The organism is Bradyrhizobium sp. Leo78 (genome assembly GCF_059512425.1).
In genome coordinates, this window is record NZ_JCAMOT010000021.1 from 119,135 (window position 1) to 135,389 (window position 16,255).

Consider the following 16,255-nt stretch of genomic DNA (forward strand, 5'->3'; position numbering starts at 1 on the left):
GTGGCTCGATGGATTCTCTGATGTGCAAATTGCACATCATAGCTCGCGCTTCGCGGGCCCCGGAATGACGGGGAAACCTACTTCTCCGCTTCCCCTTGCGGCGCGACGGAGGCGATGCGGACCATGTTGGTGGTGCCGGGGATGCCGAGCGGGACGCCGGCGACGATGATCACGCGCTGGCCGGCGCGGGCAAAGCCATCCCTGAATGCGATGGAGTTGGCGCGGTCGACCATGTCGTCCTGATCGCGCGCGTCCTCGGCGACGACGCAGTGCACGCCCCACACCACCGAGAGCTTGCGGCCCGTCGCCAAGTTCGGCGTGATCGCAACGACCGGCACCTTGGGCCGTTCGCGCGCGACGCGGATCGCGGTCGAGCCCGATGAGGTCCAGCAGATGATCGCCGAGAGGTCGAGCGTCTCGGCGATCTGGCGCGCGGCATCCGCGATCGCATCGCCGACCGTCGGCTCCGGCTCGGCGCGCTGCGCATTGAGCACGCCGCGATAGGTCGGGTCGCGCTCCACCTCCTCGCCGATGCGGTTCATGGTGGTGACCGCTTCCACCGGATATTTGCCGGCAGCCGATTCCGCCGAGAGCATGATCGCATCCGCGCCCTCATAGACGGCGGTGGCAACGTCGGAGACCTCGGCGCGGGTCGGTACCGGCGCCTGGATCATCGATTCCAGCATCTGGGTTGCGACCACCACCGGCTTGCCGGCGCGCCGCGCCATTCGCGTCATCTGCTTCTGCAGGCTCGGCACGCGCTCTAGCGGCAGCTCCACGCCGAGATCACCGCGCGCGACCATCAGCGCATCGGAGGCATCGATGATGTCGGCCAGCCGGTCGATCGCCTGCGGCTTCTCGATCTTCGCCATCACGGCGGCGCGGCCGCGGATCATCTTCTTGGCCTCATGGACATCCTCGGCGCGCTGCACGAAGGACAGTGCGATCCAGTCGATGCCGGTGGTCAGCGCAGCCTCGAGATCGGCGCGGTCCTTCGGCGTCATCGCCGACACTGGCAGGTCGGTGTCGGGCAGGCTGACGCCCTTGCGGTCCGACATCTTGCCGCCGATCACCACGCGCGTCACCGCGCGGTCGGGCGAGGTCTCTTCCGCAATCAGCCGCACCTTGCCGTCATCGAGCAATAGCGCGTGGCCGGGCCGCAGCGCCGCCAGGATCTCCGGATGCGGGAGGTTGACGCGGGTATTGTCGCCCGGCGTCTTGTCGGAATCGAGCACGAAGCTCTGGCCGTTGTTGAGCTGCACCGAGCCTTCGGCAAAGGCGCCGAGCCGGAGCTTGGGTCCCTGCAGGTCGACCAGGATTCCGATCGGCCGGCCGTAGCTGGACTCGACATTGCGGATGGTCTTGACGAGGTCCCGCATCTTGTCATGCGGGGTGTGGCTCATGTTGATGCGAAAGAGGTCGGCGCCGGCCTCGAACAGCTTGCGAATCATTGCGCTGTCGGAGGAGGCGGGACCCAAGGTCGCGAGGATCTTGATCCGACGCAGTCTTCTCATTGCTTGCTTCCGGGAGGTGCGGCTGGAGGTAGACCAGACGCGCCTGGAGGCGTTCCGCCCGGTGGATTGGGCAGGCCCGGCACTGCGGGAGTCCCCGGTGCGACCCCGCCCGGCATTCCCGGCACCTTCTGCGCCGGCTGCTCGTTGGCTTCCGTCAGTTGTACGGTCCACGCCCGTTGCTCCCCGGTGTCGACCTCGAAGAAGCCGGTGCGGTCATAGCCGCGCGCCAGGCAATTCTCGGTGCCACGAATGGTGAATTCCTTGTCGCGCGAGCACATGAAGGCCTGGCCAGACCATTCGCCGCCGCGGTCATAGTCCAGCGCGTAGATGTAATAATAGCGCGCGACCAGATTGCCCCGCAGCAGGGTCTCGCAGGAGCGCGAAGAGATGTTCCACCAGCCCTCGGTGGTCCAGCCCTCGGCGTCCTTGTAGCCGAGCGCGATGCCGACCCGGCTGGCGGTATTGTTGCAGAGCCGGAAATCGGCCGCAGCCGGGCTGGTCCACAGGCACGCCGCCGCAAGCGCCAGCACGGGCAGAAGACCGGCAAGCAGACGAGGGGGGATGGGCAGGGAATCCAGTACGATCATGAGGCGAAGCTACACCGAATCATTGACGATTTCGCGTGGCTCGGCGGCGCCTGTCAACGGAAGGCAGGCGGACTTCTGCCATCGAAAACCGCCGGTCCCACCCGATTTCATGCTGTTTTGCGCAGCGATGTGGCAAAATCTGTGACGAATCCCACCTGATATCAATATGGTGGGAATCACAAACCGGGATGACGGCCCATGACCATTGACGACAAGACCAAGACCGAGCTGGAAGCCGCCGTTTTCCGGCGCCTGGTGCAGCATTTGCAGAGCCGTACCGACGTCCAGAACATCGACCTGATGAACCTCGCCGGATTCTGCCGGAATTGCCTCTCCAACTGGATGAAGGAAGAGGCCGATGCCAAGGGTGTGGCTGTTAGCAAGGACGAGAGCCGCGAGGCCGTCTACGGCATGCCCTATGAGGAGTGGAAGGCAAAATACCAGGGCACGGCGACGCCGGAGCAACTGGCCGCGATGAAGAAGGCCCACCCCGGGCATTGAGGCATACGCATTCCGCCATTCCGGGGCGTCCGAAGGACGAACCCGGAATCTCGAGATTCTCCGATGCGCAATTGCGCATCGTCGTGCTGCGCATTGCCCCGGAATGACGGTGGTTGCGGGTAACGCCAGCATCTCCTGTGGGCGCGCTGTGGATGAGCGCGACGTTTCCTTGACGGGAGCCGTCCCAAACTTGAGGGTCATTTCCGACACGCGATCCGTGAGGAGCGCATACCGCCAAGACGCCTCAACAGGACGCCTCAACACCAGTTCCATTTCAGGAGTACCCGATGGCCACCTCCGCAGCCGTCAAAGAAGAACCCGCGACCCGATTCGCAAAGGACCAGCTCAAGGCCATCATCGAACGCATCGAACGGCTGGAAGAAGAAAAGAAGGCGATCTCGGACGACATCCGCGACGTCTATGCCGAGAGCAAGGGCAACGGATATGACGTCAAAGCCCTGCGCACCATCGTGCGCCTGCGCAAGCAGGACCCGAACGAGCGCCAGGAGCAGGAGACGATCATCGAGACCTACATGCAGGCGCTGGGGATGATCTGAGGCGCTGGTCCGGCCGCACAACTCTCGTTGTCCCGGGCAAGCGCGACCCAGGACGACACCGTCATTGCGAGGAGCAAAGCGACGAAGCAATCCATGTCTTCAAGTGGTGGCATGGATTGCTTCGCTTCGCTCGCAATGACGGGGAGGCTTCTGATTCAATTGTCGAACAGCGATCTGGGGCTGCACTGCGGCGGGCTTCGCCCGCGCGGAGACGACATCGGAATCGTGAAAGGCTACGGAAAGCTCAGCGCAGCGCGGCGGTGCGGACGACGAAGGAGGTCGTCGGTAGCGTTGCGGTGGCCGAGCCGGTGAAGCTGTCGCAGCTCATGCCCAGCATCGGATCGTTCGAGAAGGTCATGTTGACCGCGGCCTGCGGCTTGACGAAATGGGCGCGCATCAAGGTCATGTCGGTATCGCCGAGCACGGTGGTCTGCATAGCGTTGCTGGCGCTCGGCGCCAGCATGACCACGCGCATCCAGAGATCGTTGCCCTTGGCGGCGGAGATGCGTGTCGAGGTCGAGATCGCGCTGCCCTGACCCTGCGTGCCCTTGGCGACCACGGTGTTGATCTCGCTCGCGACGGCCCCGGCATTGCGGGTCGGTCGGGCGCTGCGCGGGACCGGCGCTGAGGCGGCGACGATATTGTTGCGGTCAACAGGCGCGTTGGCCGGGGCATAGGCGAGCGCCTTGTTGAAATTCTCCGACACGCTGGCAGTGGCCTGCGGATCGGCGGCGCCGACCGCCTCGCGCGCCTTGAGCGCTGCGATCTGCGCGGCTGTCGCCTGTTTCGCTGCCGGTAGATCGTCGCCCCAGAAGCCGCGGGCATTGATGATGTCAGCAGGCGTCTCGGGTTTCGGCTCGGACTTCTCGGCTGGCGCCGGCGCTGCCGGCTTCGCCTTTGCCGCCGGGACGATCTGGGCGTCGGCCGCGGCGAGCTGGATGGTCGAGGCGAATTGCGGTTTTGCGCGCGGCATCGGTACGGGGTCGGCCGGCTTCGAATCGGCAGATTTGGCGGAAGCCAGGACGGGCGCGGGCTTCTCGGCGGCAGCCGGCGCCGCGCCCTCGTCGTCCTCGTCGCTGCCGGCAGCCGATTTGCCCGTGAACAGCGCGGTCAGGAAGCCGCCGATCTTGTTGCCGCCGGACGAGGAGCCATCGCCGTTGCCGCGCCGCTCGATGTCGGCGCGGGCAAGCTCATACCCCTTCAACGGGGTGCCGTCGGATGGGACGTGGACGGTGCGGCCGTCCGGGAACACCCTTGCCAATTGGTCGTGCGTCATGCGCGGCCAGTGGCGAATCGACCCGGTGTCGAGGTGAACAAAAGGCGAGCCGGAGGTCGGATAGAAACCGACACCGCCACGCTGTAGGCGCAGGCCGGCATAGCGGATCTGCTCGAGCGGCACGCCGGGAATGTAGAAATCCATCGCATGCCCCAGCATGTGCTGGCTGAAGCGCGCCACCCCGGAGGAGCGGCGGCGGAGCATGGCGTTAGTAGCGGGAGAGCGGTAGGAGGAGATGATGTTGATCGGCTGCTTGCCGTCGACATCGCGATAGACTTCCCAGAGGATGTCGAAGAGCCGACGATCCATCGTGGTCTCATCCTGGGTGCGCCAGTCGCGCAGGTAATGATTGAGCTTCTTCAACGCGTCTTCGTCGTAGCGGCCGTCGCGCTTGAAGGTGATGGTGAGGTCTTCGTTCGAATGGGTGTGGTGGAAGGAGAGGGTGCGAGTCTCGTTCAGGGCGGCGGCGTCGTGAACCGATCCGGCGCCTGCGAGCAGCAATAGCGACGTCAGCCCGACCTGACATCCGGCTTTCGGGAAAGACAGCAGTTTATAGTGGCGTGTGCGGACAGCCAGCACCGATGAGCCCACCCAATCGTCGAGCGTTCGACCTTATCTTTCGCAGACCCCGGCGAAAGGCGGTGAACGCATTCTTAAAGCGGGACGGTTAACCGAGATTTACCATCCCGTTTCCCAAGTTGAACTCAACCTAAACTGTTGACTGTGGCGAAAAAGAGCCGCCAGCCGTACCAGATGAATAATGGTTAATGTAAACGATCCCGCCGTATGGGCGGGATCGTTGATTTTGCTCAGGAATCTGGCGCGCTCGGGGAGCGGTAAATTAACGGGTGAACACCCCGCGCGGTTGTCCGCGTCCAATCGGAGCGGGCGGCACCGGCTGGCCGCCGCCGAACAGCCGTTCAAAGAAGTTCAGGCCGGAATTGGTGTTCTCGCTGGCGATGCTGACGCCGGGCGGCAGGCTGTTGCGGCTCGGGCGCGAATAGTTCGGCTGCGCATGCGCCACCACTGATTCGAGGTCCTTGCCGCGGTTGTTCTTGAGCAGCGCCAGCATGGCGCCGTCGCGGCCATAGACGTCTTTGCGGAATTGCAGCTTGCCCGCGTCGTCCACGAACGCGGTCTGATAGGTGATGTTGACCGGGATCGGGGTCGGGAATTTCAGGTCGATCTCGCTCGAGCCATACATGCTGCGGATCCGCTCGGGCGTCCAACGCTCGTCCGTCATGGTGATGTTGAGCAGCACGGAAGCGTACTGGTCCGGGTTCTGCACGCGCATGCAGCCATGGCTGAAGGCGCGCTCTTCCCTGCCGAACAGGTTCTTGTCCGGCGTGTCGTGCTGATAGACCAGGAACTTGTTCGGGAAGTTGAAGCGGATGCGTCCGAGCGCATTCGCTTCACCCGGCGGCTGCGAGATGTGAATCGAGCCGTCGCGGCCGTATTCGAGCCGCAGGCCCATCCGCTGCAGCACGGTCGGATCCTGCTGCAGGGCCGGCAGATATTCATTGTAGATGATCGACGGCGGCACGTTCCAGGTCGGGTTCACCGTGATGTACTTCATCGTCTCGGTCAGAAGCGGGGTGGCGTGCTGCCCCGGCTTGCCGGTTACGACGCGCGTGGTCCAGACCGGTGCACCGTTCTGCATCACCCGCAGCGTGTAGTCGGGGATGTTGAGGATGACATAGGCGTTGCCGAGGGACGCCGCGCCAAGCTGGCGCGGCAGCCAGCGCCAGCGCTCCATGTTGACGATGACGGTGTCGATCTGTCGGTCGCGCTTCGGGCTGTTGATCGCCTTCACGGTACGATCGTCGAGCACGCCGGTGGGCTTCAGCTCGACGCTCCGTTGGAATTTGCGCACGGCTTCGGCGACCTTGGCATCGTAACGCGTATCGTCCGGATTCTCGGCAACGCCGAGCTTGGCGCGGAGCTGCGGCACGCGCGGATCTTCCGGCGCCTCGCCCGGCTGCTTCTTGGTCGCGGCCTTGTAGGCCAGCGTGGGCCCTTCCGCGATCTCGATCACCGGGCCCTCGCCCTGGCCGCGCAGCTCGGCGAGCTTGGCCTTGAGCTCACGGTAGAGCTTGTGCGGCGGGTTGTAGCTGTCGAGCGCGGCGGAGGCGTTCTTGGCGCCGGTCACGTTGGCGAGGACTTCCGACGGATCGATCGGGTGCTCGGGATAGAGGATGTCGGCCGAGACCTGCGACCAATGCATCCGGCCGCTCTGGGCCTGGCGCGCATAGTCGAGCATGCTGGCGACGAGCTTCAGCTCGGCATCCGCCAGCGCGTCGGGCGAGGACAAGGCCAAGGCAAACTCCGGCACCGGATAGTCTTCCGGGTTGAGGCCGTCGGAGGCGGCGTCCTTGAGCCGCGCGATCACGCCCTTGCCGGTTGCGGTCAGCTTGCCGCCTTGCGTGAATACCGGCGCATAGTCGCGCGCCGAGTAGAACTTCTCGACCGCGGCGCGCTCGTTCTTGCGGTCAAAGGTGCGCAGCGTCTTGCTGGCCAGCATCTCGCGAAGCTTGTCGGCAACCGGCTGGTCTTCCGCCGGCACGTTGCTCGCAGCCTTGACCGGCTCCTTGGCGGGCTCGGCAGCAGGCGCGTTGGCGGTCGCCGGGGCAGGCGCAGTGACGGTTGCAGGAGCGGCGGTCGCAGCGGCGGGCGCGGCTGAAGGGGTCACCGTGGCGGTGTCGTTCTTGACCGGCTCCTTCGGTGTGTCCTTGGGCGCGTCCTTTGCCACATCGCTCGGCTTCGGCTCGGCGGCGGGTGCGGTGACGACATCGGCCGGCTTGGATTCCAGCTTGGGCTCTGCGGTCTTGGTGGCGGCGTCGGGTTCGCTCGACGTGATGGCGTCCTTGGTCGCATCCGGCACCGAAGCGGTGGTGTCCAGCTTGATATCGGCTGCGGTCGGCGGCGGAACGTTGGCAGGCTCGGGACGCGGGATTGCGGCGTCGATCGCGAGTTCTGCGGCACTCGCGCGTGGCGTGTCCGATTGGGCCAGCGCCGAGGTCGCGGCGACCGTCAGGAACGTCGCGGCGACGGCCATCAGCACGCGGTCGAATCCGGTTCGGCCTTTCGAACAGTCTCGCATCGTCACTCCCCCTGGGGCGAACTGCCCGGCATTGGAACAGTTCTCAAATCATGGTCCTGGAGCCTGATGACGCTTCGTTAGAGCCGTCATCACGCTCGATTCGTTCGAGCATAATCTTCCCGGATCATGCTCTGAGATTGCGCGGAAGCGCCGGCCTCACTCGATCAAAACTCATTCACGCCTGCACGCAACAAATCAACGCAGACGATACAGACGCCCCCTTCATGCAGCCAGCGCCATGCGGGGCAACTCACGACAAACTGACCTTGATCAACCACTTGCACTCGATCTTGCGCGATTTTTGCCACGCTGCACCCCGTTTGTCTGTCACCCCCAAGCCACGGTTCAATAGGTTCCGGACTGAGCATGCGAAGCCTCGGCCCAATGCCCGCTCTGGGGCATAAATGCCGATCGGCTCAATTGGTGCCGCCGGTGCCGTCGGCGGAGTCATTTGCCGCGGCCTCGTCGATCTTGCGATAGAGCGTCGAGCGGCCGATCTTCAGGCGCCGCGCAACCTCCGACATCTGCCCGCGATAATGCGAGATCGCGAAGCGGATGATCTCGTTCTCCATCTCTTCCAGTGGCCGCACATCGCCGCTGCTGGTCAGCATCGAGAGATTGCCGGTGGCAGGCAGCGGCGCAATGGGTATTTCACTACCCGATACCATCGCGGGCGCCGTGGACGGGGCGACGATCAGCGGCTCGCCATGCGTCGGGGCTGCGTCAGCAAGTGGATGCGCGGCGACCTGCGGGAAGTCGGCGAGGTCAAGCTGGTCGCCATCGCTCATGACCACGGCGCGATACACCGTGTTTTCGAGCTGGCGGATGTTGCCGGGCCAATCGAGCTGCGAAAGATGCGCCATCGCCTCGCCGCTGATGCCGGTGATGTTGCGGTTCTCCTCGGCGTTGAAGCGCGCGAGGAAATGCCGCAGCAGATGCGGGATGTCCTCGCGCCGTTGCCGCAGCGGCGGAATCGTCAGCGGCAGGACGTGCAGGCGATAGAACAGGTCCTCGCGGAATTGGCCGGCCTTCACCAGCTCGAGCAGTTTGCGGTTGGTGGCGGAAATGATGCGGACGTCGACCTTCACGGGCTTGCGGCCGCCGACGGCTTCCACCGTGCCCTCCTGCAGCGCGCGCAACAGCTTCACCTGTGCGGTCAGCGGCAGTTCGCCGACTTCGTCGAGGAAGAGCGTGCCGCCATGGGCTTCGACGAACTTGCCCATATGGCGTTCGGTGGCGCCGGTGAAGGCGCCCTTCTCGTGGCCGAACAGGATCGACTCCACGAGATTGTCGGGGATCGCACCGCAGTTCACCGCAACGAAAGGCTTCGATTTGCGCTCGCTGCTGCCGTGGATGGCGCGGGCGAACAATTCCTTGCCGACACCGGATTCGCCTTCGATCAACACCGGAATGGCTGATGAAGCGGCCTTCTGCGCGGTGCGCAGCACGCTTGTCATGGCTTCGCTGCGGGTGATGACGTCGGTGAAGGTGAGCCGCCCCTCGCGGCTGTGGCGGATGCGCTGCAATTCACCCTTGAGTGCAGAAGTGTTCAGCGCATTGCGCAAGGATACCTGCAGCCGCTCGAAGCCGACCGGCTTGACGACGAAATCCTGGGCGCCCGCGCGCATCGCCGAGACCACATTGTCGATGCCGCCATGCGCCGTCTGCACGATGACGGGGACGTTCAAACCACCTTCACGAATCTTTGCGAGCACGCCCAAGCCGTCGAGGCCGGGCATCACGAGATCGAGCACGACCGCATCGATGGTCTGGCTTTCCTGGGCGGTGAGTGCGGCGATGGCATCATCGCCGCTATCGACTACGAGGGGCTGGTAGCCGCATTTTTGCACCATGTTTTCAACCAGACGGCGCTGTACTGCGTCATCATCGGCAATCAAAATGGTGGCAGCCATGGTTTTCCCCGCACGTTACGCTTATCTGTCTCGAATCGGGGCACTCTCGCCGAAGCCGATTAACGCCCTCTTAAACGTTGCCCACCCCCGCACATTTCGCCGCCGCATCTCCGATTGAACACAGGTTACCGCCAAGATGACCTCGCGCTCCTCCGCTCTCCGCAAACCCACCCAACGCAAGCCGGCCAAGGCCAAATCCGCTGCCAACAAGTCCGCCGCGAAGAAGGTCGTGGGCAAAACCGGCAAATTGCCGGAATGGAATCTCGGGGACCTCTATTCCGGGATCGACGCGCCGGAAGTCGCGCGCGACCTGGCGAAGATGGATGCAGATTGCGTCGCGTTTGAGACCGACTACAAGGGCAAGCTTGCGGAACATACGGCCCGGGAAGATGGCGGAAAGTGGCTCGCCGAAGCCGTGCGACGCTATGAAGCGATCGACGACCTCGCCGGCCGGCTCGGCTCCTTTGCCGGCCTGGTGCATGCCGGCGACAGCGTCGATCCCGCGATCACGAAATTTTACGGCGATGTTTCAGAGCGCCTGACGGCGGCCTCGACGCACCTCCTGTTCTTCGCGCTTGAGCTCAACCGCATTGACGATGATGTGATCGAGCGCGCGATGCAGGCCGAAGAGCTCGCGCATTACCGGCCTTGGATCGAGGACCTGCGCAAGGAGAAGCCGTATCAACTCGAGGATCGCATCGAGCAGCTTTTCCACGAGAAGTCGCAGAGCGGCTATTCCGCCTGGAACCGGCTGTTCGACCAGACCATCGCCGGCCTGCGCTTCAAGGTCGGCGCCAAGGAACTCGCGATCGAGCCGACGCTCAACTTCCTGCAGGACCGCGATGGCGCAAAGCGCAAGGCGGCGGCGGAAGCGCTGGCGAAAACCTTCAAGGCCAATGAGCGCACGTTCGCGCTGGTCACCAACACGCTCGCCAAGGACAAGGAGATTTCCGACCGCTGGCGTGGCTTCCAGGATGTCTCGGATTCCCGCCATCTCAACAACCGCGTCGAGCGCGAGGTGGTGGACGCGTTGGTCGCGTCCGTGCGCGCTGCCTATCCGAGGCTGTCGCACCGCTACTACCGGCTGAAGGCGGGCTGGTTCAAAAAGAAGAAGCTGCCGCATTGGGACCGCAACGCGCCATTGCCCTTTGCCGCGACCGGCACGATTGCCTGGCCCGAGGCGCGGAGCATGGTGCTGACCGCCTATCGCGGCTTTTCCACCGATATGGCCGCGATCGCCGAGCGCTTCTTCACCGACCGCTGGATCGATGCGCCGGTCAGGCCGGGCAAGGCCCCAGGCGCCTTCTCGCATCCGACCACGCCGTCGGCGCACCCTTACGTGCTGATGAACTACCAGGGCAAGCCGCGCGATGTCATGACGCTGGCGCATGAGCTCGGCCATGGCGTGCACCAAGTGCTGGCGGCAAAGAACGGCCCCCTGATGGCGCCGACACCGCTGACGCTTGCGGAGACCGCAAGCGTGTTCGGGGAGATGCTGACCTTCAAGCGCCTGTTGTCCGAGACCAAGAGCGCCAAGCAGCGCCAGGCACTGCTCGCCGGCAAGGTCGAGGACATGATCAACACCGTGGTGCGGCAGATCGCGTTCTATTCGTTCGAGCGCGCGGTGCACACCGAGCGCAAGAACGGCGAATTGACCGCCGAGCGGATCGGCCAGATCTGGCTTTCCGTGCAGACCGAGAGCCTGGGGCCGGCGATCGAGATCAAGCCGGGCTACGAGAATTTCTGGATGTACATTCCGCATTTCATCCATTCGCCCTTCTACGTTTACGCCTATGCGTTCGGCGATTGCCTGGTGAACTCGCTCTACGCGGTCTACGAGCACGCCTCCGACGGCTTTGCTGAACGCTATCTCGACATGCTCGCAGCCGGCGGAACCAAGCACTATTCGGAACTGCTCAAGCCGTTCGGCCTGGATGCCAAGGACCCGAAATTCTGGGACGGCGGGCTGTCGGTGATTTCAGGCATGATCGACGAGCTTGAGGCGATGGGCTGAGGGAAGGCCGTAAAACTTCTGTTGAACGGGATATCCGGCTCCGTTATACATTGCGTATAACGGAGCCTTGTCATGAGCGACCAACCAGACAATCCGCCGAACCCCCGCGGCAAGGTGATCGCCACGGTGGAGATCAAGAAGATCGGCAATTCCTCCGGGATCATTCTGCCGAAGGACGTGATGGCGCGCATGCAGATCAGCGTCGGCGATACGCTCTACGCCACGCTGACCCCTGACGGCGGATTCCGCCTGACGCGGTACGATCCGGATTTCGAGAAGGCGATGGAGGTCGCGCGCCGCGGCATGAAGCGCTACCACAACGCCTTGGCGGAACTTGCCAAATGAGTGAGCCGTTCTGGCTCACCCGGCAGATGATCGAAGCGATCCACGACGAGCAGCTTGCGATCTATGGCGGGGCGAGCGGCCTCCGCGACGAAGGCATGCTGCAATCCGCATTGGACCGGCCGAGGAACAAATGGTCCTACGAGCACGCCGAACTGGCTGACATGGCGGCGGCCTATGCCTTTGGCATTGCGCGCAACCATCCATCCGTCGATGGCAACAAGCGCGACTCGCTGCTTGCGCTCTACACTTTCCTCGGCGTGAACGGCATCGATTTCGATGTGCCGGAGGCCGTCACCCGCTGGATCCGGGATAATTGGCCTTCCGAATGAGGCGATAGGCGAGGCGGCGTTGCCCTGTCCGCGGCTTTGCGCTATGGCACGCTTGAAAATCAGACGTTTGATGACTGGGGACAAGGATGGCGAACCATAGCGAAGTGGCTTACACCACTGCCGACGGCAACGACTACATCGAGCATGAGCGGACCTACGAAGGCTTCATCGCGCTGGTCAAATACGGCACCGCGACGGTCGCCCTCATTCTCATCCTGATGGCCTTCTTCCTGCTCTGACCTCTCGCCGGCTGCGCCGCCAATGCCGGCGGTGCTCAAAAAAATTGCATTCAAACCGGTCCCAAAACCGGTATCCAACGTTGCGGGAGTAACGCTAAGTTTGCTTGCGTGCGCTGTCCCGCGCCGCCGGAGGCCTTATGAAGATTGCCGTTGCCAAGGAAATCGACCCGTCCGAGCCGCGGGTCGCCGCATCCCCTGACACTATCAAGAAACTCAAGGCGCTCGGTGCGGAGGTCGCGGTCGAGCCGGGCGCGGGCATCAAGTCGGGCTTGCCGGATTCGGAATTCACTGCCGTCGGCGCCACCGTGAGCGCCGATGCGGTGAAAGATGCCGATATCGTCATCAAGGTGAAGCGGCCGGAGGCGTCCGAGCTCTCGAAATACAAGCGCGGCGCGCTTGTCATCGCCATCATGGACCCCTACGGCAATGACGCTGCGCTGAAGGCCATGGCGGATGCCGGTATTTCGGCCTTTGCGATGGAGTTGATGCCGCGCATCACCCGTGCGCAGGTCATGGACGTTTTGTCGTCGCAGGCGAACCTCGCCGGCTACCGCGCGGTGATCGAGGGCGCCGAAGCCTTCGGCCGCGCCTTTCCGATGATGATGACCGCGGCTGGCACCGTACCCGCCGCGAAAGTGTTCATCATGGGCGTCGGCGTCGCGGGGCTGCAGGCGATCGCGACCGCGCGCCGGCTGGGGGCCATCGTCACCGCGACCGACGTGCGTCCGGCGACGAAGGAGCAGGTGGAGAGCCTTGGCGCCAAATTCCTCGCGGTCGAGGACGAGGAGTTCAAGAACGCGCAGACCGCGGGCGGCTACGCCAAGGAAATGTCCAGGGAGTACCAGGCCAAGCAGGCCGCGCTCACCGCCGAGCACATCAAGAAGCAGGATGTCGTGATCACGACGGCGCTGATCCCAGGCCGCCCGGCCCCCAAGCTCGTCTCCGCGGACATGGTCAAATCGATGCGGCCCGGTTCGGTGCTGGTCGATCTCGCCGTCGAACGTGGCGGCAATGTCGAGGGCGCGAAGGCGGGTGAGATCGTCGACGTCGATGGCATCAAGATCGTCGGCTACACCAATGTCGCCGGCCGCGTCGCCGCCTCCGCCTCGGGTCTCTATGCCCGCAACCTGCTCGCCTTCATCGAGACGCTGGTCGACAAGGCGAACAAGGCGCTTGCCGTCAATTGGGACGACGAACTGGTGAAAGCCACCGCGCTGACCAAGGACGGCGCCGTCATCCATCCGAACTTCCAGCCGAAAGCCTAAGGAGAGAAGCCATGGAGCATATCGCGCAGGCCGTCGATCCCTTCGTATTCCGGCTTTCCATTTTCGTGCTTGCCGTGTTCGTCGGCTATTTCGTGGTGTGGTCGGTGACCCCCGCGCTGCATACGCCGCTGATGAGCGTCACCAACGCGATCTCCTCGGTGATCGTGGTCGGCGCGCTGCTCGCGGTCGGCGTCGGCATGATCTCGAGCGGCTCGGGTTGGGCGCGTGGCTTCGGCTTCGTCGCGCTGATCTTCGCCTGCGTGAACATCTTCGGCGGCTTCCTTGTCACCCAGCGCATGCTGGCGATGTACAAGAAGAAGTCCAAGTAAGCGGCCACCTCGGGGAAGAGGCAAACGGGGACCTGAGATGAACGCCAATCTCTCTGCATTGTTGTATCTCGTGGCAGGTGTGCTGTTCATCCTGTCGCTGAGGGGGCTGTCGAGCCCCGCCACCTCGCGGCAGGGCAACCTGTTCGGCATGATCGGCATGGCGATCGCGATCGGCACCACGCTCGCGAGCCATCCGCCGGCGGACGGCGTCGCCTGGCTGCTCGTCGTACTTGGTGTCGCCATTGGCGGTGCGATCGGCGCCGTGATCGCGCGGCGGGTGCCGATGACCTCGATGCCCGAACTGGTCGCCGCCTTCCACTCGCTGGTCGGCATGGCCGCGGTGCTGGTCGCCGCCGGCGCGTTCTATGCGCCCGAGGCCTTCGACATCGGCACGCCCGGCAACATCCACACCCAGAGCCTGATCGAGATGTCGCTCGGCGTCGCGATCGGCGCGCTGACCTTCACCGGCTCGGTGATCGCGTTCCTGAAACTGTCGGCGCGGATGAGCGGCGCACCGATCCTCCTGCCGTTCCGTCACCTCATCAACATCGCGCTCGCTTTGGCGCTGGTGTTCTTCATCGTTGGCCTCGTGCTGTCGGGCAGTGCGGTCGACTTCTGGCTGATCACCATCATCGCGCTGGTGCTCGGCGTGCTGATGATCATCCCGATCGGTGGCGCCGACATGCCGGTCGTGATCTCGATGCTGAACTCCTACTCCGGCTGGGCCGCGGCCGGCATCGGTTTCACGCTCGGCAATTCGGCGCTGATCATCACCGGCGCGCTGGTCGGCTCCTCCGGCGCGATCCTGTCCTACATCATGTGCCACGCGATGAACCGGTCCTTCATCTCGGTCATCCTGGGCGGCTTCGGCGGCGAGACCGCGGCGGCGGGCGGCGGGACCGGCGAGCAGAAGCCGGCCAAGCTTGGCTCGGCTGATGATGCCGCCTTCATCATGAAGAACGCCTCGAAGGTCATCATCGTGCCCGGCTACGGCATGGCGGTGGCGCAGGCCCAGCACGCGCTGCGCGAAATGGCCGACATCCTGAAGAAGGAAGGCGTCGAGGTGAAGTATGCGATTCACCCGGTCGCGGGCCGCATGCCCGGCCATATGAACGTGCTGCTGGCCGAAGCCAACGTGCCCTATGACGAGGTGTTCGAACTGGAGGACATCAACTCCGAATTCGCTCAAGCCGACGTCGCTTTCGTGATCGGCGCCAATGACGTCACCAACCCGGCTGCGGAAGAGGACAAGACCTCGCCGATCTACGGCATGCCGGTGCTGCAGGTGTGGAAGGCCGGCACGGTGATGTTCATCAAGCGCTCGCTGGCCTCAGGCTATGCCGGCATCGACAATCCGCTGTTCTATCGTGACAACACCATGATGCTGCTCGGCGATGCCAAGAAGGTGACCGAGAGCATCGTCAAGGCGATGTGAGGCCGTTTGCGGGCAGCGATGCTCGTCCTGAAATGGCTCCTGATCCTCGCTGCAGTCGGTTATCTCGGAGCGCTCGCGCTGCTGTTCGTCAAGCAGCGCGAGATGCTGTTTCCGATTCCGACGCGGGAGCGAACCTCACCGGAAGCCGCCGGCTTTCCTGAAGCCGAGGAACATGTCCTCACCGCAGGCGATGGCGAAAGGGTCATCGTCTGGCACGTGCCGGCAAAGCCCAGCCGTCCCGTGATCCTGTACTTTCCCGGCAATGGCGATTTTCTCGCGGGACGAGTCAGCCGTTTCCGCGCGATGACGTCTGACGGTACCGGCCTGGTCGCGCTCTCCTACCGCGGCTATGCCGGCTCGAGCGGGTATCCGAGCGAGCGCGGCATTCTGCAGGACGCCGCTGCAGCTTACGCCTTCACCGCGGCGCGCTATGCCGCGGAACGAATTGTCGTCTGGGGATTTTCACTCGGCACCGGCGTTGCGGTCGCGCTGGCTTCTGACCAGCCGATCGGCAAATTGATCCTGGAGGCGCCCTATACCTCGACGTCGACATTGCTGGTGCGGCATTCCCGCTCGTGCCGGTGCGCTGGCTGATGCGCGATCAGTTCCGCTCCGACGAGCGCATTGCACGGGTCAAGGCTCCGCTGCTCGTCATGCATGGCACTGACGATCCCGTGATTCCTATCAGCTTTGGCGAACGGCTGTTCGCGCTGGCCCGCGAGCCGAAAAAGCTTGTCCGTTTTCCCGGCGGCGGGCATGACAATCTCGATAGTTATGGTGCGGTCCAAGCGGCGAGGCGGTTCATTGGCGGTTTGTAGATACGGAATAAGAGTGTGGAGTTCCGTGGTCGC

At 63.9% G+C, this 16,255-nt stretch carries 14 protein-coding genes and 1 pseudogene; 10 read left to right on the forward strand and 5 right to left on the reverse strand.

The window, feature by feature from the left end; translation table 11 throughout:
- Nucleotides 1-77: 77 nt before the first annotated feature.
- A complete protein-coding gene (gene pyk / locus AC5ZG1_RS25075; RefSeq protein WP_028163656.1) occupies nucleotides 78-1,514 on the reverse strand; it encodes a pyruvate kinase in 1,437 nt (478 codons plus the stop codon).
- Nucleotides 1,511-2,101, reverse strand: a complete 591-nt coding sequence (locus AC5ZG1_RS25080; protein WP_165435525.1) for a DUF1036 domain-containing protein — start codon at nucleotides 2,099-2,101, stop codon at nucleotides 1,511-1,513. Before AC5ZG1_RS25080 ends, pyk begins: the two co-directional genes overlap by 4 nt.
- Before the next feature lie 198 nt (nucleotides 2,102-2,299).
- Here AC5ZG1_RS25080 and AC5ZG1_RS25085 point away from each other — a divergent pair, with 198 nt between their 5' ends.
- Nucleotides 2,300-2,602, forward strand: a complete 303-nt coding sequence (locus AC5ZG1_RS25085) for a DUF1244 domain-containing protein (RefSeq protein WP_028163654.1) — start codon at nucleotides 2,300-2,302, stop codon at nucleotides 2,600-2,602.
- A 287-nt stretch (nucleotides 2,603-2,889) separates the two neighbouring features.
- The gene (locus AC5ZG1_RS25090; RefSeq protein ID WP_028163653.1) at nucleotides 2,890-3,159 is read left to right on the forward strand and encodes a DUF2312 domain-containing protein; all 270 of its coding nucleotides are present in this window, start codon (nucleotides 2,890-2,892) and stop codon (nucleotides 3,157-3,159) included.
- Between the two features lie 244 nt (nucleotides 3,160-3,403).
- On the opposite strand, the gene AC5ZG1_RS25095 is transcribed toward AC5ZG1_RS25090, so the two are convergent.
- From AC5ZG1_RS25095 to AC5ZG1_RS25105, 3 genes are all read right to left on the reverse strand, one after another.
- A complete protein-coding gene (locus AC5ZG1_RS25095; protein ID WP_456640968.1) occupies nucleotides 3,404-5,014 on the reverse strand; it encodes a peptidoglycan L,D-endopeptidase MepK in 1,611 nt (536 codons plus the stop codon).
- A 262-nt stretch (nucleotides 5,015-5,276) separates the two neighbouring features.
- On the reverse strand, nucleotides 5,277-7,535 hold the full coding sequence (locus tag AC5ZG1_RS25100; RefSeq protein WP_496134360.1) for a L,D-transpeptidase family protein: 2,259 nt from the start codon (nucleotides 7,533-7,535) through the stop codon (nucleotides 5,277-5,279).
- A gap of 416 nt (nucleotides 7,536-7,951) precedes the next feature.
- The gene (locus AC5ZG1_RS25105; protein ID WP_496134361.1) at nucleotides 7,952-9,448 is read right to left on the reverse strand and encodes a sigma-54-dependent transcriptional regulator; all 1,497 of its coding nucleotides are present in this window, start codon (nucleotides 9,446-9,448) and stop codon (nucleotides 7,952-7,954) included.
- A gap of 136 nt (nucleotides 9,449-9,584) precedes the next feature.
- On the opposite strand from AC5ZG1_RS25105, the gene AC5ZG1_RS25110 reads away from it, so the two are divergent.
- The 8 genes and pseudogenes from AC5ZG1_RS25110 to AC5ZG1_RS25145 all read left to right on the forward strand — a co-directional run bounded on the left by AC5ZG1_RS25110 (nucleotide 9,585) and on the right by AC5ZG1_RS25145 (nucleotide 16,222).
- Nucleotides 9,585-11,462 (forward strand): M3 family oligoendopeptidase, encoded by a 1,878-nt coding sequence (locus tag AC5ZG1_RS25110; RefSeq protein WP_496134362.1) that lies wholly within the window; start codon nucleotides 9,585-9,587, stop codon nucleotides 11,460-11,462.
- 72 nt (nucleotides 11,463-11,534) lie between these two features.
- Nucleotides 11,535-11,807: an AbrB/MazE/SpoVT family DNA-binding domain-containing protein gene (locus tag AC5ZG1_RS25115; RefSeq protein ID WP_130227417.1), complete on the forward strand. Its 273-nt coding sequence runs from the start codon at nucleotides 11,535-11,537 to the stop codon at nucleotides 11,805-11,807.
- Nucleotides 11,804-12,136 (forward strand): type II toxin-antitoxin system death-on-curing family toxin, encoded by a 333-nt coding sequence (locus AC5ZG1_RS25120; protein WP_496134363.1) that lies wholly within the window; start codon nucleotides 11,804-11,806, stop codon nucleotides 12,134-12,136. Before AC5ZG1_RS25115 ends, AC5ZG1_RS25120 begins: the two co-directional genes overlap by 4 nt.
- 86 nt (nucleotides 12,137-12,222) lie before the next feature.
- The gene (locus tag AC5ZG1_RS25125; protein WP_028166992.1) at nucleotides 12,223-12,375 is read left to right on the forward strand and encodes an aa3-type cytochrome c oxidase subunit IV; all 153 of its coding nucleotides are present in this window, start codon (nucleotides 12,223-12,225) and stop codon (nucleotides 12,373-12,375) included.
- 137 nt (nucleotides 12,376-12,512) lie between these two features.
- Nucleotides 12,513-13,640, forward strand: coding sequence for a Re/Si-specific NAD(P)(+) transhydrogenase subunit alpha (locus AC5ZG1_RS25130; protein ID WP_028166993.1), 1,128 nt, complete (start codon nucleotides 12,513-12,515; stop codon nucleotides 13,638-13,640).
- Nucleotides 13,641-13,651: 11 nt separating this feature from the next.
- Nucleotides 13,652-13,969 (forward strand): proton-translocating transhydrogenase family protein, encoded by a 318-nt coding sequence (locus AC5ZG1_RS25135; protein ID WP_028166994.1) that lies wholly within the window; start codon nucleotides 13,652-13,654, stop codon nucleotides 13,967-13,969.
- 37 nt (nucleotides 13,970-14,006) lie between these two features.
- Nucleotides 14,007-15,404, forward strand: coding sequence for an NAD(P)(+) transhydrogenase (Re/Si-specific) subunit beta (locus AC5ZG1_RS25140; protein ID WP_028166995.1), 1,398 nt, complete (start codon nucleotides 14,007-14,009; stop codon nucleotides 15,402-15,404).
- Between the two features lie 18 nt (nucleotides 15,405-15,422).
- A pseudogene (locus AC5ZG1_RS25145) lies at nucleotides 15,423-16,222 on the forward strand (alpha/beta hydrolase).
- Nucleotides 16,223-16,255: the final 33 nt, after the last annotated feature.